This is a genomic window from Flavobacterium sp. LB2P53, assembly GCF_003970305.1.
Lineage (GTDB): Bacteria > Bacteroidota > Bacteroidia > Flavobacteriales > Flavobacteriaceae > Flavobacterium.
The window spans coordinates 273,443-293,922 of the sequence record NZ_RYDG01000003.1 but is presented as its reverse complement, the minus strand read 5'-3'; the positions used below and the strand labels follow the sequence as shown (position 1 = coordinate 293,922).

Below are 20,480 nucleotides of genomic sequence, written 5' to 3'. Positions count from 1 at the left end.
ATGAATGATATTCCGAGCATTATTCAAGAATTAATAAAATTTAGAAATGAAAGAGATTGGGAACAATTTCATAATTCGAAAGATTTGGCTTTAGCTCTATCTATTGAAGCAGCGGAATTAAATGAATTGTTTCTGTGGAAAAAAGCAGAAGATGTAAATATTGATAAGCTAAAACAAGAATTGGCAGATGTTTTTGCATACGCTTTTTTGTTAGCCGAAAAATACAATTTAGATGTAAAAGAAATTGTACTTCAAAAGATTACGCAAAATGCAGCTAACTATCCAATAGATAAAGCAAAAGGGAACGCAACCAAATATGATGAATTATGATGCAATCATTTGAATTGTCTATTGAGGTTTCTGAACAATATGATTTTAATAAAGATTCATTGCCTAAAATAGCTCAAAATCCTTGGGTAAAAAATCAATGGCCTTTGGTTTACTTTATACAAAATGAAACTAAACGAATTGCCTATGTAGGAGAATCAACAAATGCTTCTAGTAGAATCAAAAATCACCTGGCAAATCCAAAAAAAGCAGATGCATTTACAAAAATTTCAATAATTGGGAGTGATAAATTCAATAAATCAGCAACTCTTGATATTGAATCAAACTTGATTCAATACATCACTTCTGAAGGAACTTACGAACTTCAAAATGGAAATTACGGTTTAGTCAATCATAATTATTACCAACAAGATTTGTACAAAGATCTTTTTAAAGAAATTTGGAAAAAACTAATTGATAAAAAGATAGTTAGCAAGTCACTGGAAGATGTTGAGAATTCAGAACTTTTTAAATATTCCCCTTATAAATCTTTAAATGAAGATCAATATAGTTCTGTTCTTCAAATTCTTGATGGATTGTGTATCAAAAAATCCAATAGAATTTTTATAAAAGGGAGTGCTGGAACTGGAAAAACAATTTTGGCTACTTATTTAATTAAATTACTTAATTCAGATATTTCGGATGCTAATTTTGAAGATTTTAGTGATGAAGAGCTCAAGGAGATCAATTTCATTATTGCTTTTCAAAATAAATATCCAAAAGCAAAAATTGGATTGGTTATCGCCATGACTTCTTTAAGAGAATCATTACAAAATGTTTTCAAAAAAATTCCTGGTTTAAAAGCGTCTATGGTTTTAAATCCATCGGATACCTTTAAACTCAATGACAAATATGATTTATTAATAGTAGACGAAGCGCATCGGTTACGGCAATATAAAAATATAAGTTGGATGGGAGCCTTCCGGAAAAATAATCAAAAATTAGGATTAGATGACACCGGAACAGAGCTAGACTGGATAATTGCGAATAGTAAGAATCAAATTTTCTTTTATGATTCAGCGCAATCAGTAAAACCTTCCGATATAAATGAGGATCAATTTACCAGACTTTTGAATCAAGATGATACTTTGAAAATCGAGTTAACGTCTCAGATGAGAGTTAAAGGCGGAAATGATTATATTCGTTTTGTAGATCAATTACTTCATGTAAATCGCTTGGAGAAAACTATTTATTCACCAAATGAGTATGAGTTAATTGTTTTTGATTCTTTAAAAGATCTTTATAGCGAACTTGCAAAGAAGGAAGAAATAAATGGGTTGTGTCGTTTAGTTGCTGGATATTCTTGGCCTTGGTTATCCGAAAAAGATAAAACTGTAATGGATATTGAAATTGATGGTTTACAATTTCAATGGAATCAAACCCCTAAGGACTGGGTTAATTCACCAAATGCTTTTAAAGAAGTTGGCTGTATTCATACGACACAAGGATATGATTTAAATTATACAGGAGTTATTTTTGGGAAAGAAATAATTTTCAATGAATTCACACAAGAAATTGAAATTAATCCGAAGTTGTATTTTGATAAAAATGGAAAAAAAGGGATCTCAAATAAAGATGATCTTAAGGCTTACGTAATAAATATATACAAAACTATAATGTATCGAGGAATCAGAGGTACTTATGTTTATGCTTGTGATACTTCTTTAAGAAACTATTTAAAAAAGCATATTGATGTTTATAAAAAAGATTTTCCGTTCAGAATCGTACCTTTTGAGGAGGTAAAACCGTTTGTGAATTCAGTTCCATTAGTAAATATTTCAGCTGCAGCAGGTTCATTTAGCGATTTACAAGTTCATTCTGATTTTGAATGGGTCGAGTTACCCTTTAATACTTCAGTAAAAGAAGGCTATTTTGTATGTAAAGTAGTGGGCGAATCGATGAATAAAATAATTCCTAATGGCTCCTACTGTTTGTTTAAAAAAGATAGTGGTGGCAGTAGAGAAGGAAAAATTGTTTTAGTTGAAAGCACTGGCATACAAGACGCAGATTTTGGTTCAGGATATACAGTAAAAGAATATCATAGTCAAAAGAATATTGGTACTGAAAATTGGAGGCATGAATCCATATCGTTGAAACCATTATCTTTTGAATCAGAATATGAAAATATAGTATTAGATTCAGACAATTTAGTTGATTTTAGAGTTAAGGGAATTTTTATTTCGGTATTGTCTTAAATTTTTAAATAGTAAAGTTTAATTCCTCCAAAATGCGCTAAAAGGACAAAATTGAAATGCTATAAATGGAGCTACATATGTGATTTCCCCTTCGTCGGAATGACAATACTTTATAGAAATAGAGGCAAACCTAGTAATAATAAGGTGTTTAAAATCAATTGTATGCAATATAGCAACCAAAATTTAAATCACTTAATCCCCAGTCTTGATTTTAATTTCAAAAACAACAAAGCGGTTTTATAAGCATCCTCAGCAGCTGAATTCCGTTCACTTACCGGAATATTATAAGCCGCACAAAGTTCCTCCAGAGAAAATTGTTTGTCATTGATATCAAGTAGTTTTCTGTGCATGACATCAATATCCAGTGCCTCATTTTTTAATCTGCCGCAGTCTAGTCTTTCCAAGGCCGCATTGATCATTTCCACATCAAAATCAATGTGATGCCCAACTAAAATGGAGTTCCCAATAAATTCAATGAATAATTTTATGGCATCTGCTTCTCCTAATTTTTTCATTTTACTTTCTACCAAAAACGTATTAGAAAGTCCATTATCATGAAAAAATTTATACTGTAATAAAACAGCTTCAAAGTTATCACCTATGACAATACTATTATCAATTACTGAAAAAGAGCCTATTGATAAAATAACATCTTTATCTGGATTCAAACCAGAAGTTTCTGTTGATACCACCACAAAGCGGGATGACTTTTTCTCAAATTTAGAAAGATAGGTTTTCCAAAAATCAGGATATTCTTTATTAATCTTTTTTATCCAGTCTAACATAATTATGAAAATTGAGTAAGTTGAAATTTACTTTTTATTAATTCTTCCAGTTCTCTCATAGGGAGTAAAGCATTTTTCAGTTTTTCTCGGTCAATTTTTGATAATTCCTCCAAATTTATAAATTGGCCTGAATCATCATTTTTTAACCCTTCTAAGGTTCGGAATTTTGATAAAGTCAAAAAGGCTTCGGCACAATTGAGATAAATTTCAGCATGTTTGGGATCCGTAATTGATAATTGTTTGAATCGTTGAAACGTATTGTTAATTCCTCGGATGTCGAAACTCAAAGTAAACAAACGGGCGCCATCAATCAATGGCATTAAAGCCTTAGTTTTAATATCAAATTTATCTTTATTTCTACCTTCTTCTTCGACATTGAATTTTTTGAAAAAACTAAGTGGAGCGTTTTTTCTTAAGGCATCATTTCCTAAGAAATCAAAAAATAACGTATTGTTTTTGGCATTTTTGAAGACTACATTACTTATCGCATCTTCAATTTTTTGCTCTCCAAAAATAATTTCATAATCAAAGAAAATACTGCTCAAATCAGTGCTGTTCTCACCGGGAGTATTCATCCAGCTGTCATATTGTTTGATCCAGTCCGTCAATGATTTACACCAAAGCATAGTACTTCCCATGTGACCATTTGGACAGAATTCATAGCCGATTTTTTCTAGAGTGGCTGTGGTTTTTTTTCCAAGTTTAAGAAAATAGTCTTTTACGTCACGATATTTATCAGCAGCCACATCTTCAAAAATCAAAATACTATCTTGATCCGTTAATAAAAGCTGTTCTTTTCGTCCTTGACTGCCAATACTTAACCATGCAAAACGGGCAGGAGGGGAACCTAAATCCAAAATGGATAATTCCACCGAGCGTTTAATGACTGCCAAATTAATTTCGCTGGCAATATTAAAAACGTGTGATAGCGGAATATTTTTAGAAATTGAAGTCTGAATCAGATCTGTTAATCGTTCCCGTATTTGTTTTAGTTCTTTTGGTGATTGACACCGTTTGATTTCTTTTATTAAAACTCCGGGATTATTAGCTTGAGCCACAATCAAATCGTGCTCAGAAATGATTCCTTTCACACTGGATTTATCCGTTCCATCCTGAGTTACACACAAATGAGTCACATTGTGTTTTAGCATCAGTAACTGCGCTTCTGCCAGAGAAACGTTTTCAACCACCGTGATAACAGGGGAGGACATAATTTTATCTACTGTAACGGTTACTGGATATCTGCCGGTAGCAATTTTTGATCGCATATCCGCATCAGTAATAATGCCCAAAGGGATAGTATTATCACATACGAGGATATTGTTTTTTAACGATTCGGTCATTATTTGAGCCACGTCTTTTACAATTGCTGTACTGGTCGTTTTTAAGGGAGCTGTATTATAGGCTAGCGATTGAAAATATTGCATTTCAGATTGCTGATCCGAATAGAATACATTATCAGAAATTAATTTTCCAATTAAATTTTCTTTATCTTTTGGATTTCGGGTGTTTACGGCAAAACTTTCTAATAAAAAGTTTAAAACTTCAGAATTATTAGCTACAAAAGGCCTGAAAGTAGCAATGGGAATAGCATAAACAATGCTTTCTTCTCTTGCTTTGGCCGTCATCATATAATTATTTTTGGCAAAAAAGGGACGCAGGCCAAAAATATCGCCTTCGGTACATTTATTTAATAGCGTTTCCTCAGCATCTGCTATGACCGATAAATTGATAACACCGGAAGCCACCACATAAAAACTGTCATGCAAAAGATCATTTATTTGAAATAATGTTTTGTGTTTTTCTAAATTTACAACGCGAATATTTGCTGCTATTTCAGATAATTCTTCAAAAGTTAAGTAGTTAAACGGTGGGTATGCTTTTAAAAAGTCAGCAATGTGCTCAGCAATTGAATTCATAATTTATGGAATAAATAAGTATCGATTGTAAAAATAACAAATTTAAAAATTATAACACCGCCATTATTGTGGCAAAACAATTAAATTATAAAATCCTTAATCTTTTCATAAAATAAGTATGGATTTAAAGGAATTAAAAGCTACTTGTTTTACTTTTATACGATAACTAAAACATTTTAAATCATGAAATTATTTAGAAAAATGCATTTTTCGTTTATTGCCTTATTAATTGTAAATTGTATAGCTGCTCAAGGAAAACCTACCAGCAGCAAAGAAGTAGCCACAGGGAAAATTAATGGTGCTACAATTACCCTCAATTATGGGAGTCCATCAGTCAACGGAAGAGAAATTTGGGGAAAATTAGTTCCGTTTAATAAAGTTTGGCGTGCCGGAGCAAATGACGCAACAACATTTGAAACAGATAAAGAGTTGACAATTGAAGGTACTAAATTGCCAGCCGGTAAATACTCTTTTTTTGTTATACCAAATGAAAAAGAATGCGTGCTTATTTTTAATAAAGAAGCCAAACAGTGGGGAGCATATAAGTATAAAGAAAAAGAAGACCAACTACGTATTACCGTTAAGCAAGAAGTTGCTGCTTCAGCTGCTGAAAAATTAGTTTATACGATCCGTGCTAATACTGTTGTTTTGAGCTGGGGCAATTGGAATATACCTTTTTCTGTAAAATAAAATGTGACTAAGTAATAACCATGGTATAATGTCGTATTTTAAAATCAGGATAAAATTATGTAACAATATGATTTAAAGCTATTTTACTTAAAGTTAATTCTTTTGACTTTACGACTTTTAAACTTTCGACTTACTTAAGTGTAACTAATCCCAATTAATTATTCCAGTCATGAAGTACCTGAGTTACCCTGGATTTCTATTTAATTACAAAAAAAATGATGTAATTCGTGGCATACTTTTTTAGAAATAATTTTTTAATAAATTTAGTACGATTTGCGGATTGTCACGAAATAAGTAATAACTATGGTATAATGTCGTATTTTAAAATCAGGATAAAATTATGTAATAATATGATTTAAAGCTGTTTTACTTAAAGTTAATTCTTTTGACTTTACGACTTTTAAACTTTCGACTTACTTAGAATTACTTTTAAATAGGAGGCTGTCTCAAAAAGACAGCCTCTTTTTTTTATAAAAAATTTTCTAAAATGTTTAAATTAAGTTTTTCTTAATGTAATTGAAACTGGTTACAGCAGATTCTATTGGATTTGGTTTGTAGTTAGATTCGTGTTCCAAAAAGAAACGTTTCAGTCCGGCACGTTCCGCCTGAGCAAAAATTCCCTTGAAATCTATTGTTCCTGTGCCAATTTCTGCATTCCAATCCGGATTTACTTTATCCATATCTTTTACGTGCCACATTTTGAAACGTCCCGGATATTTTTTGAATAATTCCAATGGATCATGTCCAGCACGAATTACCCAGTATAAATCCATTTCAAAATCAACCAAGTTTTTATCCGTTTCGTTTAATAAAATTTCATATCCATTCGTTGAACCGAATTTAGTAAATTCGAAATCGTGATTGTGATACGCTAATTTTAAACCTCCAGCTTTACAAAGCTCACCCACTTTATTAATTTGTAAGGCTAATTTTTTATAGGCATCACCAGTAGTTCCGCGCAATTCTGAAACGATGTAAGGTACTGTTACATATTCACTTCCTAAATAGTTGGCTGTTTCAACATAGGATTGTACAAGATCAGTTGAACCGTCTTTGATCATCGAATTAAAATCAAAATGATTACTCGTGGCTTTTAGACCATTATCATCTAATATTGATTTAAAATCGCGGACCGAAGTTCCAAAAAAGCCATTGTCTACTGAATAACCAAAAGTTTCTACTTCAGTAAATCCAGCTTTTCCAACTTGTGCTAAAACACCTTTAACATCTTTGGGTAACGTATCACGCAGTGTCCATAATTGAATCCCAATGGCTCTTTTTTTAGAGTCAAAAGCAAATGAAGGAGCAATTGCTAATGCACCTAATGCTAAACCAGCATTAATTAAAAATTCTCTTCTTTTTATCATGGGTTATTTTTTAGAGTAGTTAAATATCACAAATTGCTATGGCCTGTTTCAATGAAGCCAGTTTGTCCGGGTTTTTAGGTACAAATTCTTGACCCACAAATCCCTTAAAACCAGTTTTTGCAATTGCTTTCATAATTGCAGTGTAATTTAGTTCCTGAGTATCATCAATTTCATTTCGTCCCGGAACGCCGGCGGTATGATAATGTGTAATGTAGTGATGGTTGTCTCTTATGTTTCTAATCACATCTCCTTCATCAATTTGCATGTGATAAATATCGTAAAGCAATTTGAAATTCTCAGAGTTCAAACGTTTCGCTAATTCCACTCCCCAAGATGTTCGGTCACATTGGTAATCTTTATGATCAATTTTGCTGTTTAGTAATTCCATTACTAAAATCACATTATGCTTTTCAGCCAATGGAATTAGTTTTTGCAAACCAACAATACAATTGTTCCAACCTTCTTCATCTGTTTTGCCTCTTCGGCTTCCGCTAAAACAAATCAGATTTTTATAACCGGCTTTTGCCACCAGTGGAATCATTTCCATATAATTTTTCAAGAGTGTCTCATGAAATTTAATATCATTAAAACCATCCAATAAATTAATTTCTGCACCGTTGCACATTGTGGAAACAAGATCATATTTCTTCAATGTTGACCAATCTTTAGGACCTACTAAATCAATCCCGGTAATCCCTATCTTTTTGGATTCAATGCAAAGCGTATCTAAATCTATGTCATTAAAACACCACCGAGAAACGGAGTGATTTATATTTCCTTTCAATTTACCCAATGGTGTTGCTGTTTCCTTTTTTGGCATAGCCAAAGCAGAAAATCCAGCAGGAATTCCCATCGCAACTGTTCCGGCTACTATTCCTTTTATGGCAGATCTTCTATTTAAATTAGCACTCATTTTTAATTTTTATACAGCAGAAGTGGATTCTTCTCCTTTGTTTTTTTCATTAAATAAAAGTGCAAAAAGTAAGAATACAGCAAACGCAATTCCAGCAGGAATAATCCACACCATTTGCCAGTTTACAGCCCCATCTGCCATTTTATAATTGTCCGTTATCCATCCTGCAACTGCAAAACCAATTAACATACCAACTCCGTAAGTGGCTAAAGTTATTAAACCCTGAGCAGCACTTTTGTATTTTTCTCCCGCTTTTGAATTGGTGTAAATTTGACCCGAAACGAAAAAGAAATCATAACAGATACCGTGCAGCGCAATACCTATAATAAGCATAAAGCTTAAATCATTTCCATTGCCATAAGCGAATAAAACATAACGAATTGCCCATGCTAACATCCCGATTAAGATCGTTTTTTTGAAACCAAAACGGGTAAAAAATACAGGAATCAATAATAAGAATAATGCTTCGGATATTTGACCTATTGCCATTTTTCCAGTAGGATTTTCAACGCCTGATTCTGTCAAAAATGGATGTGCATTTTGGTAATAAAAGGCAAGAGGTATACAAATCAGGATTGACGATATAAAAAAGATGGCGAAGTTTTTATCTTTCAGCAATTTTAAAGCATCAAGACCTATGATATCTCCAATTTTTATTTTTTCTTCACTTACTTTTGGTGGTGTTTTTGGTAAAGAAAAACTGAATATACCTAAAATTAAAGCGGCTATTTCTGCTAAAAGGAAGGTGTTTTTAAGAAATCCTTGAGAAATTGCTTCCGCAGTATCCCAATGAAAAACAAAACTAATAGCTAATCCTGCAATAACCCATCCTATAGTTCCCCAAACTCTAATGTTGGCAAACTCTTTTTCCGGATCTTTCATTTGGTTAAAAGCTACTGAATTCACTAATGCTAATGTTGGCATGTATAAAATCATATAACTCAAAACGTAAGTATAAAACATTCCGACTTCTTCTGATTGATACATTTGATACATCAAAAATGCACCTGCGAGATGAAGTATTCCTAAAATTTTCTCCGCATTAAAATAACGGTCAGCGATCAAACCTATAATAAAAGGAGCAATAATTGCACCCCAAGATTGTGTAGAAAAAATGGCTGCAACAACTGGTCCTTCTGCATCTGAAAAATTAAATTTTAAAAATGTTCCCAATGTTACAAACCATGCGCCCCAGATAAAAAATTCTAGGAACATCATTATGGATAATTTAATTCGGATGGTACTATTCATTAGTCAGTGGTTTTTTATTTTTTGGTTTTGGTTGTTTTTTTATTTTTTAGAGATCAATTACATACCCGCTTCACATCCGGTTGTAATTTTCATAGTATTCCATTCTTTGATCATAATGTTTCTGAACCATACATTATCTCCATGATCTTGTAGTGCAATTTTACCTTTTTTGAATGCAGCAAAACCTGGCCAAGTAGCAAATTTACTTCCGGCTACCAATGTTTTAAAATTAGCATCCCAAAGCGTAGTTTCAACTACTTTTACGCCATTCAATAACATTGTCAGTTTTCCAAATTTACATACTATGTCAACAGAATTCCATTCTCCTACTGGTTTTACTGGTTCTGAGGTGCTTTTTATTAAATCATATAAATCACCTGAACGGTGTTTTTCAATTTTTCCGTCAGAATGACCGTCATTGTCCAATACTTGCATTTCCAGACCCGTTTCATAAGTATTTTTGAATTTTGTTAAATCCTCGTTTACATAAAAAATAATACCGCTATTGGCATTTTCCGCGACTTTCCATTCTAGTTTTAGATGAAAATTCTCGTATACTGCATTAGTTACCAAATCGCCTCCTTGACCGTTTTGGGCAGCTGTAGGATCAAAATGCAACACACCCTCTTCCGCTTTCCAACCGGAACCAGCTGTTGTTTTTCCGTAACTGTGCCATCCCGTTGTGGATTGTCCGTCAAATATGGATTTAAATCCTTTTGGTATGGGCGCTTGCTGTGCATTTGCGGTTTGAATCAGTATCATAACAAGTAATGAAGTACAAATATTTTTAATCATTTTTGAATTTTTGAATTAATAATTAATCTTGCTTATAAAGTTAAAGCTTTCCAACCTTGACGATAATCCCGTTTCACAAATTGGTTCACTTCATCAAAATTTGTAATTCTCATGGCATCATTATCCCATAATAATTTTGCGGAACGTCCTGGGTACACTTCTTCTCCAAGCTCTTCTCGCATCACATCGTATCCTCTGATCGCAAGATTTGCCATCAATAAAGCTTCAGTTAAAGGACCGGCAATTTCAAAAGGAGAACTTAATTCTTTTTTTCCATAACCAGCAATAGCGGCTTCAATCCACTGCTTGTAATGTCCTCCTGAACCATCGATCACTCTTGCATATTTTTGAGCAACTTGTAGATTTTCATTTTTGCTTAGAGGAAGCAAACGTGGATTTAAACCGTAGGTATCACACATCATTTTTCCTTTTGTTCCTGTGAATAAGGTACCATTTCCACCGTCTCCAAAAATTTCATTCGAACCTAATTCGGAAGGTCTTTCCGGCTGAATTCCACCATCCATCCAGTGTACTGCAACGTCACCGTTTGTTTTCTCCGTTTTTGGAAAAGTTAAGGTAACATGACTGGAGGGAGGACAACTCTCAGGAAAATATCCTCTTTGAAACTCATCTACATATACTGAACCTACACTACATTGAACATCTTTAGCATATTTTAAATTTAATACACTAAAAGGTGCTTCTAACAAGTGACAGCCCATATCGCCTAATGCACCTGTTCCATAATCCCACCAACCGCGCCAGTTAAAGGGCACTAATTTATTTACATACTCTTTGTAAGGAGCTGTTCCCAACCATAAATCCCAATCTAATTCTTTTGGAATATCCGCTTTATTAGCAGACCAAGGAATCCCTTGAGGCCAAACCGGACGGTCTGTCCAAGCATGAATCGTGTGAACATCGCCTATTAAACCTGCTTCATACCATTCTTTCATTATTCTGGTACCATCATTCGAGGCACCTTGATTTCCCATTTGGGTTACCACTTTATATTTTGTAGCAGCTTGTGTCAAAATTCGAGCTTCGTAAATATCATGTGCCATAGGTTTTTGAACATACACATGTTTTCCTAATTGCATAGCAGCAAGTGCTTGAATAGCATGATTATGATCTGGAGTTGAAACTGAAACGGCATCGAAATTTTTATGTTCTTTGTCTAACATTTCACGCCAATCGGTATAAAATTTAGCTTTAGGAAATGCATTTACACTTGCAGCTGCTCTTCTGGTATCTACATCACATAAAAACGATATATCCGCTTTTCCACTTCTGGCAAACATACTGACATCAAATTTACCTTGTCCACCAACACCAATACTGGCTATTGATAAACGATCACTTGGCGCAACAAATCCTCTTCCTAGAACGTGACGGGGAACAATCATAAAAGCTGCTGCAGCTATAGCGGTTGTTTTTATAAAATCACGACGGTTATTTGTAATTTTATCTTCTTCTTTTTGTTTCATTATTTTAATCCAGTTTAGTTTATAGCAAAAAATTGTGTAACATCATGATTTTATTTTCGACATTCTAGAATTATATTGACTCTTTAAAAGCGCCTTTTAATTTACTTTTTTAAGGATAAAATATACTTTGCCATAGAATTTGCCTCATTCTTTTTCAGTGAAGCATGCGCAGACATGGGAATTGAACCCCAAACCCCAGAGCCACCTTTTATTATTTTACCGGATAAATAGGCAACATTTTTATCATTTAAAGCATATTTTTTAGCAATGTCTAAGTAGGAGGGACCAATTAGTTTTTTGTCTAATTTATGACATCCGATGCAATCGGATTTAGCTATTAATTTTTCTCCTTCAGAGGTTTGAACAACAAGGTTTGATTGCGCAGTAGTTTCAATATATTTTTCTTCTGAATTATCATTAGAAAATGAGGTTAAACTAATTAGTGCAACCCCAAAAAAGAAATATTTTAATTTCATTTTATTGTATTTAAGTTTTTATAATCCTAAGTTTTTTTTGTTAAAAGCCAGATTTGTTTCTACTGCAGCAAAATCATCAAATGCTTTATCAGTAACTTTTATAATATGATTTTTTATAAATTCAGCACCTTCACGCGCTCCATCTTCCTGATTTTTAATGCAGCATTCCCATTCCATTACTGCCCATCCTTTGAAATCATATTGGGCTAGTTTGCTGAATATCGTTTTAAAATCAATCTGACCATCGCCTAGAGAACGATACCGTCCGGCACGATTTGCCCAGCTTTGGTAGCCTCCAAAAGTACCTTGCTTTCCTGTAGGATTAAACTCGGCATCCTTTACGTGAAATGCTTTAATCCGTTCATGATAAAAATCGATATATTGGATGTAATCTAATTGTTGTAAAACAAAATGCGATGGATCGTACAACAAGCAAGCTCTGGAGTGATTATTCACCGCTTTCAAAAACATTTCATAGGTTTCCCCATCAAATAAATCTTCTCCGGGATGAATTTCGTAACAAAGGTCAACACCATTTTGATCAAACTCATTTAAAATGGGCAACCAGCGTTTAGCCAATTCGGCAAAACCATCTTCCACTAAACCCGGAGGTCGTTGTGGCCAAGGATGAAAATACTGCCAAAGTAGAGAACCACTAAAAGTGGCATGTGCATTTAACCCTAAATTTTGAGATGCTTTAGCCGCATATTTCAATTGTTGCACAGCCCATTCTTGCCTTGCTTTAGGATTTCCATGTACATTTACTGGTGCAAATGCATCAAAAAAGTCATCATAAGCAGGATGAACAGCCACTAACTGCCCTTGTAAATGGGTTGATAATTCAGTGATTTCTAGTCCGTAAGAAGCAATTGTTCCTTTTAGTTCATCCGCATAGGTTTTACTTTCTGCCGCTTTTTGTAAATCAATAAAACGGGTATCTAATGTTGGCATTTGAATCCCTTTAAAGCCTAAATCAGCAGCCCATTTACAAATCCCATCTAAGGAATTAAAAGGAGCTTTATCATCAATAAACTGTGCTAAAAAGACCGCAGGCCCTTGAATTGTTGTCATAATATTTGGTATATAAGAGGTCTACGAATTCCTAATAAATTACAAAACGTAGGGAGTCCATTTTTTATCCGATTGTGATGATGCGACTACGTTATCTATAAATGCCATTCCTCTCACTCCATCTTCAACAGAAGGAAAGTCTAACATTTCAGGAGTAGGTGTTGTACCATCTAATTTGCAGTTGAGGGTTAAAGCAAAGTTGCGATAAATATTAGCAAATGCTTCTAAATAACCTTCTGGATGTCCGCCTGGAGTTCTACAATTGTGTGTTGCAAATGAAGATAAATGTGCATAATTGGATCCAGCTCTTAAAACCTGAGTTGGTTCATCTAACCACCTAACCGTTAAAGTGTTTGGATCATGTTGAAACCATTCGATTCCACCTTTTTCGCCATAAACTCTGATTTTTAAAGCGTTTTCTTCTCCAGCTGCTACTTGTGATGCTATTAAAACGCCTTTAGCACCATTGTCAAATTTCAATAGTACAGCTCCATCATCGTCCATTATGCGGCCTTCAACTAATGTGTTTAATTCTGCACAAACATCGGTAATTTTAGCTCCGGTGATATATTCGGCTAAATGAGAGGCGTGCGTACCAATATCTCCCATTACAGAACTTTTTCCGGATTTTTTAGGATCTGTTCGCCATGCAGCTTGTGCGTTTCCCTCTCTTTCGGATAGTGTACTTAACCATCCTTGGGGATATTCTACTAAAACTTTTCTAATTTTACCCAATTTTCCTTCGCTGACCATAGCTTTCGCTTGTTTGACCATTGGATACCCGGAGTACGTATGTGTTAAACAAAGTAGTAATCCTGTCTCTTCTACTTTTTGTTTCAATAGTTTTGCTTCTTCCAATGAAAAAGTCATTGGTTTTTCAATTACTACATTAAAACCATGCTCCAAAGCCATCATTGCAGGTGCAAAATGGGCAAAATTTGGAGTAACAATAGTAACAAAATCGATTCTTTCGTCAGCAGGTAAAGCCGCTTCCGCTTTAATCATTTCGTCATACGTTAAATATGTTCTTGATTCCGGAAGAAACAAGGCTTTACCAGATGCAATTGCGGTTTCTGGTTTTATACTTAATGCACCACACTTTAATTCAATTAGTCCATCCATATTGGCGGCTAAGCGGTGAATTGCACCTATAAAAGCATCTTGACCACCACCGACCATTCCCATTCTTAATTTTCTCATAATGATGAACCTAAATATTTCCTTTTTTTAATTCTTTTACTGCATAATCGCAGGCACGAGCCGTCAAAGCCATAAATGTTAATGATGGATTTTGACACGCAATAGAAGGCATACAAGAACCATCGGTAACAAATACATTACTAACTTCGTGCAATTGATTCCATTTATTTAAAACGGAATCCTTGGGGTCATTACCCATTCTGGCAGTACCCATTTCGTGTATAGCCATTCCAGGATAACAATCGTTATCATAGGTTTGCACATTTTTGATTCCAGATGCTTCCAGCATTTCTGCGGCATCATTCATCATATCTTCCCGCATTTTTGCTTCATTTTCTTTGTATTCACAATCAATAGCTAAAACTGGTTGTCCCCATTTGTCTTTTTTGCTATGATCGATGTACACTTTGTTTTCGTAATACGGCAGCATTTCTCCAAAACCACCTAATCCCATACTCCAGGAATCAGCAGGTAATGACATAGTCGATTTAAAGTTTTCACCAAAAGCCAATTCGGCAACTTCTTTATGCCAAGATCCTCTGCTGGCACCTCCTTGGTACCCAAAACCTCTTAAATAATCTCGTTTATCACCACCTACATTCTGATATCTTGGAATATAAATACCATTAGCTCTTCTTCCGTACGTGTATTTATCTTCAAAACCTTCAGCTGTTCCTTCTGCACCACAACGGAAATGATGGTCCATAAGATTATGGCCTAATTGTCCGCTGGCATTACCCATTCCATTCGGATGCGCTTCTGAAGTTGAATTTAATAAAAGGAATGTTGATCCTAAGGTGGATGCGTTTACAAAAACAATTTTAGCATAAAACTCCATGGTTTCATTTGTTTCTGCATCAATAACCATAACACCCTTTGCTTTTTTAGTGTCTTTATCATAAATAATATGATTCACAATAGAGTAGGGTCTCACGGTCAATCTATTGGTTGCCATTGCAGCAGGTAGTGTAGAAGATTGGGTGCTAAAATAGGCGCCAAATGGACAGCCTCGACTGCATAAATTTCTGTACTGACAGCTGCCACGCCCTTTGTGGGGTACAGTTAAGTTAGCAGTACGACCAATTGTAAGAATACGGGTTTTATTATAATGTTTTTCTAATCTTTCTTTAACTGATTTTTCAACACAATTTAAATCCATTGGAGGCAAAAATTTACCATCCGGTAATAGGGGCCAATTTTCAGCTTGCCCACTTATTCCTGCGAATTTCTCTACATAATCATACCACTTGGTAAGGTCTTTATATCGAATAGGCCAGTCATTTCCATGACCATCTTTGGCATTATCTTCAAAATTATGGTCACTAAAACGGTAACTTTGACGGCCCCACATTAAAGATTTTCCACCCACATGAAATCCTCTGTACCAATCAAAACGTTTGTCTTCTGTATAGGGACATTCCAAGTCATTCACCCACCATTTTTCGGTAGCTTCATTGTATGGATAATCTCTTGTTTGAACAGGATGGGTTCTTTTTTGTTCTTCGGTAAGCTTGCCAGCGCGTTCAAATTCCCATGGTGCTTTCATGGCCGATTCATAATCTTTGATGTGCTCAATATTCATTCCGCGTTCTAACATCAAAACTTTTAATCCTTTTTCGGTAAGTTCTTTTGCAGCCCAACCACCACTAATTCCAGATCCTACAACAATAGCATCATACGTATTTTCCTCTTTCAAATTGGTATTTATATTCACGGGTAGTATTTTTTATTTAATAAAATAGTTTATAACAAAAGGTTCTAGTAACAATTAGTTGGTTGCCCAAGCTTTTTGTCCGGGTTTGTAGTCTGCACTACCATCGTAGCGTCCCGGAACTGGAAGGTATTCGCGTGCTTGTGTACAACCTATTTCTGAAGAATAATAGCCAAGAAGAGTTAAATCTCTAGCAATCAAAAAGAATGAAGGTGCTTTATCAGTTGCAATTGCCTCATCTCGTAATGAAGTCATTAATTGCTGACGCTCTTCAACTGACATTGATAAGAAATTCTTATTGAAATCTTTAACGCATTTTGCTTGCATTTCCTGCATCCCGGAAGCAAAAATTTCTTGCATTTTTGCAGGATAACATTCTCTAATAATCATTGGAATAAAAGCACCCAATCCTGCAGCTTTTGCTCCTGCCGAAGAGGCTGTAGTAGGTATAATGATATCGGCAAATTCAGCCAAAATTTCTTCATCTGCAGCAGAAAAAGACACGCTATTTTTTTCTTTTTCAGGCAAAGTAAAACTTTCAAATAAAACGCCCATTGTTGTTGCTGAGATTGCGCTTCCCATCAAAAATGCAACGCTTTTAAGTGCTTCTCTTCTATTCATTTGCTAATTATTAAAATTATTGATTCTTCTTAATTTATTATAACATTACAATAATAAAGAAAAAAAAAACAGGTTAATTTTTTTTATGTTAAAATATTGAATAATTCCATATTTTTCAAATTATTAAGGGAATCACTTTCAAAAATTCATTAAACAGCAGTTGGAATCAATTAAATCAAGAAAAAAAAAATGTTTGAAGAAGCAAAAAAGAATAAAAAACGATTTTTAAATTATTTTTAATGTAAAATTAACAAGGTTTTAATTATAAAATATAACTGTATTTTCTTTTCACACCATTTCAATGTGTTAAAATGACGGTATTACTTAAATAACCATTCAAATAATCTACTATATATTTCCTGTTTTGTAGTAAAAAAGAAGTTTTTATATTTTAAAAATAGGAAGTAATTTAAATGTGCAACCCGCTAAAAAATGGAATTTTTTGAATGTTACAAAATGGAAGTATTATCTACCTTTCAAATAAACCTAAAGTGCCACCAACCCAATCTTTATCTTTATTGAATTTCACGCCAATCATCTCGCCACGGCTTAAGCGGACTAAGTTGCAGAGTAGAGTAGGTACGGCATCACCTTTTTTCCAAACACACAAGATTCGGACTTCAGCTTTTACTTTCCCTTCAGGAGCGTGTACAATAGGAAGATAATTTACTTTTTTTTGAAGAATATATAATTCTTTATCTACAACGGCTTCAATATCTTTTTTTGTGACATGAAAAATAACGCCCGTTCCTGAAAAAGAAAAAAGCGGTTTCAAAACATAGTTTTCTAAATCCTGAGGAATTACTGCCAAGTCACTCAATAGTGTCGTTTCAATACAATATTTTCCTTTTAAGAAAGGTAAAATAAATTTACTGATTCTGAAAAACCAGTTAGGATGTCCCGCCCATTCCACATCCAAATCATCTGAAAAACTAAAATTAAGTCTTAAATCTGTTCTCAAATCCAATTCATCAAAAATAACCCGATTGTAAATTCTTTTTACCAATATTTCATTGCCTGTTGCATTTTTGTAAAACAGTTGTTTTCCTTTTTTTATGAGTTCAGTAACACAAACTATAGGGATGCCAATGTCTCTTTTGCAGTAATAAAAATCAATCTTGGTATTTTGTTTTTCGGGTTCTATTTCAAGAAGAATAACATTTTCTTTTGGATGATAGTTGCAAATCACTTCTTCTAAAATAGTAAGATATTCCTGTGGTTCAATAGCATTAATAAATGGAGTTAATTCGTTAAGAAATGGATAATGATTTTTAAATTTTTCGTACAAATGCATTTGATAATTGTACAAAGAGGGGAATCCCTGTACTTCAATTAGTTTTGGAATAAGTACTCCGTCTTCTTCACAAATTCCAAAATCAATTGCTAAAAAGGTAGTATGTTCATCCTCATTAGGAACAGTATTATTTAGCTCTAATGATTTATTTGTAAGTGATTTAAAGTCGTTTTTCTGAATGAAAGCTATAACATCATTACAGCCTTCAATCAATTGTGCTTTAAGCTCCTTCGAAATAAAAAAGGGGGTTTCGCCTAACCGGAAAGTAGGCAGGTAATTAAAATCGGAAGCAATATCATCTTTGAATTCCTGATATTTTTTTTCTGTAAATTGAGTATTAAATAACTTCCGATATTTTGAAATCATTTTGAAATCGTATTAATTAGAAAGTGTCTTCTTTGTTTTTAGCAAGTCATTAATTGCTATTCGAAGGAAATTAGGAATCAAAGTTTCATTAGTTCTGTATATTTTATCATCATCTAATAAATCCTCCAGCATGTTTCTGAACTTCTTTTTTCCTTTCATATTCTTAATCTTTTCCTTTGCTTCTTTATTTCTTAAATGAGAAACAAAACTAATGGGATCCGCTTCCGGGTGAAATTGAGTACCCACAAAATAATCGGTAAAACGCACGGCCATAATTGCGCGTTCGTATTGTACATGATCCCTAATTTTCTCTAATGAAATAATTTTGGCTCCTTTTTTCGCAAAAATACTTAACTTGGGTTGAACCACTTGATAGTCTCTGGAATCTATCGCATAAAAAGGGTCTCCTAATCCCTCGAACAAGGGATCCACAAGTCCTTCTTTGGTTTTATGAATGGTCATCACCCCAAAAGAAGTGTCATTTCGTTTGGTAACCGTAGCCAATCCAAAATGCAAACACGCCATTTGAAAAGAATGACAAATGAACAAAACATGTTTTTTAATACTATTTTCAGTATTCCATTTATTCAAGGAATCGATAAATTCATAGTATTTTACATCCCAGTTTCCATCACCACTTAAGGGATTTCCGGGTCCTCCAGTTGAAATATAAATGTCAAATTTATTCTTGTCCGGCAATTCACATTTTACCCGAACATCAAATATTTCAAAACTAACAACGGGACTAAACCTATTGACAACATCAATAATACATCGCATTCCCTGGTTGGGTTCACCATTGTACATGTCCAGAAGGGCTATTTTTATAATTTTATTAGACATACTTTTTTTTAAAAAACAATGAACAAAGGTACTTTATATTTTATAATCCTTTCGTAAATTCTCCTGTTATGAAGTCAACCACACAGGAAAGATCGCCCGTTTCTTGAAAAATAGCCAGTTGCTTATCAGCACCGGTACCGTTTTTTAAAATTTCATGGACATAATTTATATCAGCACGACTTCCTAATTCATCCACCACATCATCAATGAAATCAAGCAGTTCCAGAATAAGCATTTTTGTTTCTACTTCTTTTTGCAAACCAAAATCGATCATACTATTCTCAATTCCGTAACGTGCCGCCCGAAATTTATTTTCTTTTATCAAAGCCAGTCGATACACATTAAAGCTAGTATTGTTCATGTTCAATTTGTAGAGTTTAGCTACAATTGCCTGAATAATAGCAACAATGCAAATGGTTTCATCCACTGTCAATGACATATCACAAATCCTGAATTCAATCGTATTGTAAAAAGGATGCAACCGTAAATCCCACCAGATTTTCTTTGGATTATCGATGCAATTAGTCTTTATTAATGTATCCAAATAATTCTCATACGAACTCACCGAATCAAAATATTCCGGCAAACCTGTCCTTGGAAACTTGTCAAAAACTTTCGTTCTAAAGGACTTATAACCTGTTTTTCTTCCCTCCCAAAAAGGAGAGTTCGTTGAAAGCGCAAAAATATGCGGCAAAAAATATGTGGCCTGATTCATTAATTGCAAGCCAATCTCCCGATTTTCAATTCCTACATGACAATGCATTCCAAAAATTAAATTTGAACGCGCTGCATCTTGCAATTCATTGACAATATCGTGATAGCGAGGATCATCAGTTATCGGTTGATCCTGCCATTTCGAGAAAGGATGCGTCCCGGCACCACCCACAATAAGATCTTGTTTGTCCGCTAATTCAACGATTTTAGAACGTAAAAACCGAATCTCATTTTTGGCATCATTCACATTATTGCAAATATTGGTACCCACTTCGACCACAGATTGATGCATTTCAGCCTTTACCTGCTCATTCAAAATGATCTTCGCACCATCTACAATTTTGGATAAATGCGACCGTAAATCTCTGGTTACAGGATCTATAATTTGATATTCTTCTTCTACACCGAGGGTGAAAACAGGTAATTTCTTTAACATAATTATTGTTTTAGTGTTC

The 20,480-nt window shown here is 34.0% G+C and carries 18 protein-coding genes; 3 read left to right on the top strand and 15 right to left on the bottom strand.

The genetic code is table 11. From position 1 onward, the window contains the following. Both EKL95_RS06055 and EKL95_RS06050 read left to right on the top strand, forming a co-directional pair. Positions 1-330 (top strand): nucleotide pyrophosphohydrolase, encoded by a 330-nt coding sequence (locus EKL95_RS06055; protein ID WP_126459696.1) that lies wholly within the window; start codon positions 1-3, stop codon positions 328-330. Then, positions 327-2,522 (top strand): DNA/RNA helicase domain-containing protein, encoded by a 2,196-nt coding sequence (locus EKL95_RS06050; RefSeq protein ID WP_126563765.1) that lies wholly within the window; start codon positions 327-329, stop codon positions 2,520-2,522. The genes EKL95_RS06055 and EKL95_RS06050 overlap by 4 nt, the downstream gene beginning before the upstream one ends. A gap of 188 nt (positions 2,523-2,710) precedes the next feature. Here EKL95_RS06050 and EKL95_RS06045 read toward each other — a convergent pair whose 3' ends face one another. Next, positions 2,711-3,307: a 3'-5' exonuclease gene (locus EKL95_RS06045; protein WP_126459690.1), complete on the bottom strand. Its 597-nt coding sequence runs from the start codon at positions 3,305-3,307 to the stop codon at positions 2,711-2,713. Between the two features lie 2 nt (positions 3,308-3,309). Further along, positions 3,310-5,226, bottom strand: a complete 1,917-nt coding sequence (locus tag EKL95_RS06040; RefSeq protein ID WP_126553251.1) for a DUF294 nucleotidyltransferase-like domain-containing protein — start codon at positions 5,224-5,226, stop codon at positions 3,310-3,312. 183 nt (positions 5,227-5,409) lie between these two features. On the opposite strand from EKL95_RS06040, the gene EKL95_RS06035 reads away from it, so the two are divergent. Then, entirely contained in the window at positions 5,410-5,916 is a 507-nt protein-coding gene (locus EKL95_RS06035; protein WP_126553253.1) for a DUF2911 domain-containing protein, read from the top strand. Between the two features lie 491 nt (positions 5,917-6,407). Here the strand turns inward: EKL95_RS06035 and EKL95_RS06030 are convergent, their stop codons facing one another. The 13 genes from EKL95_RS06030 to EKL95_RS05970 all read right to left on the bottom strand — a co-directional run bounded on the left by EKL95_RS06030 (position 6,408) and on the right by EKL95_RS05970 (position 20,461). Further along, a complete protein-coding gene (locus tag EKL95_RS06030) occupies positions 6,408-7,283 on the bottom strand; it encodes a sugar phosphate isomerase/epimerase family protein (protein ID WP_126459684.1) in 876 nt (291 codons plus the stop codon). Between the two features lie 19 nt (positions 7,284-7,302). Beyond that, positions 7,303-8,196, bottom strand: coding sequence for a hydroxypyruvate isomerase family protein (locus EKL95_RS06025; RefSeq protein WP_126563764.1), 894 nt, complete (start codon positions 8,194-8,196; stop codon positions 7,303-7,305). A 9-nt stretch (positions 8,197-8,205) separates the two neighbouring features. Continuing rightward, positions 8,206-9,447, bottom strand: a complete 1,242-nt coding sequence (locus EKL95_RS06020) for a nucleoside permease (RefSeq protein WP_126563763.1) — start codon at positions 9,445-9,447, stop codon at positions 8,206-8,208. A gap of 57 nt (positions 9,448-9,504) precedes the next feature. Beyond that, entirely contained in the window at positions 9,505-10,242 is a 738-nt protein-coding gene (locus EKL95_RS06015; RefSeq protein ID WP_126563762.1) for a DUF1080 domain-containing protein, read from the bottom strand. A gap of 32 nt (positions 10,243-10,274) precedes the next feature. Further along, positions 10,275-11,729, bottom strand: a complete 1,455-nt coding sequence (locus EKL95_RS06010) for a Gfo/Idh/MocA family protein (RefSeq protein ID WP_126553259.1) — start codon at positions 11,727-11,729, stop codon at positions 10,275-10,277. A 101-nt stretch (positions 11,730-11,830) separates the two neighbouring features. After that, positions 11,831-12,205 carry a c-type cytochrome gene (locus EKL95_RS06005; protein ID WP_126459669.1) on the bottom strand — a complete coding sequence of 125 codons (375 nt, stop codon included), beginning with the start codon at positions 12,203-12,205 and terminating at the stop codon, positions 11,831-11,833. Positions 12,206-12,223: 18 nt separating this feature from the next. Beyond that, positions 12,224-13,276 carry a sugar phosphate isomerase/epimerase family protein gene (locus EKL95_RS06000; RefSeq protein WP_126553261.1) on the bottom strand — a complete coding sequence of 351 codons (1,053 nt, stop codon included), beginning with the start codon at positions 13,274-13,276 and terminating at the stop codon, positions 12,224-12,226. A gap of 39 nt (positions 13,277-13,315) precedes the next feature. Beyond that, positions 13,316-14,476, bottom strand: a complete 1,161-nt coding sequence (locus tag EKL95_RS05995) for a Gfo/Idh/MocA family protein (RefSeq protein ID WP_233584076.1) — start codon at positions 14,474-14,476, stop codon at positions 13,316-13,318. 10 nt (positions 14,477-14,486) lie between these two features. Continuing rightward, positions 14,487-16,190 carry a GMC oxidoreductase gene (locus tag EKL95_RS05990; protein WP_126451623.1) on the bottom strand — a complete coding sequence of 568 codons (1,704 nt, stop codon included), beginning with the start codon at positions 16,188-16,190 and terminating at the stop codon, positions 14,487-14,489. 54 nt (positions 16,191-16,244) lie between these two features. Then, the gene (locus EKL95_RS05985; protein WP_126451624.1) at positions 16,245-16,808 is read right to left on the bottom strand and encodes a gluconate 2-dehydrogenase subunit 3 family protein; all 564 of its coding nucleotides are present in this window, start codon (positions 16,806-16,808) and stop codon (positions 16,245-16,247) included. Between the two features lie 469 nt (positions 16,809-17,277). Then, positions 17,278-18,468 carry a hypothetical protein gene (locus tag EKL95_RS05980; RefSeq protein ID WP_126563761.1) on the bottom strand — a complete coding sequence of 397 codons (1,191 nt, stop codon included), beginning with the start codon at positions 18,466-18,468 and terminating at the stop codon, positions 17,278-17,280. A gap of 12 nt (positions 18,469-18,480) precedes the next feature. Beyond that, positions 18,481-19,311, bottom strand: coding sequence for a type 1 glutamine amidotransferase (locus EKL95_RS05975; protein ID WP_126553265.1), 831 nt, complete (start codon positions 19,309-19,311; stop codon positions 18,481-18,483). A 40-nt stretch (positions 19,312-19,351) separates the two neighbouring features. Continuing rightward, positions 19,352-20,461 (bottom strand): carboxylate-amine ligase, encoded by a 1,110-nt coding sequence (locus EKL95_RS05970; protein WP_126459649.1) that lies wholly within the window; start codon positions 20,459-20,461, stop codon positions 19,352-19,354. Positions 20,462-20,480 lie beyond the last annotated feature (19 nt).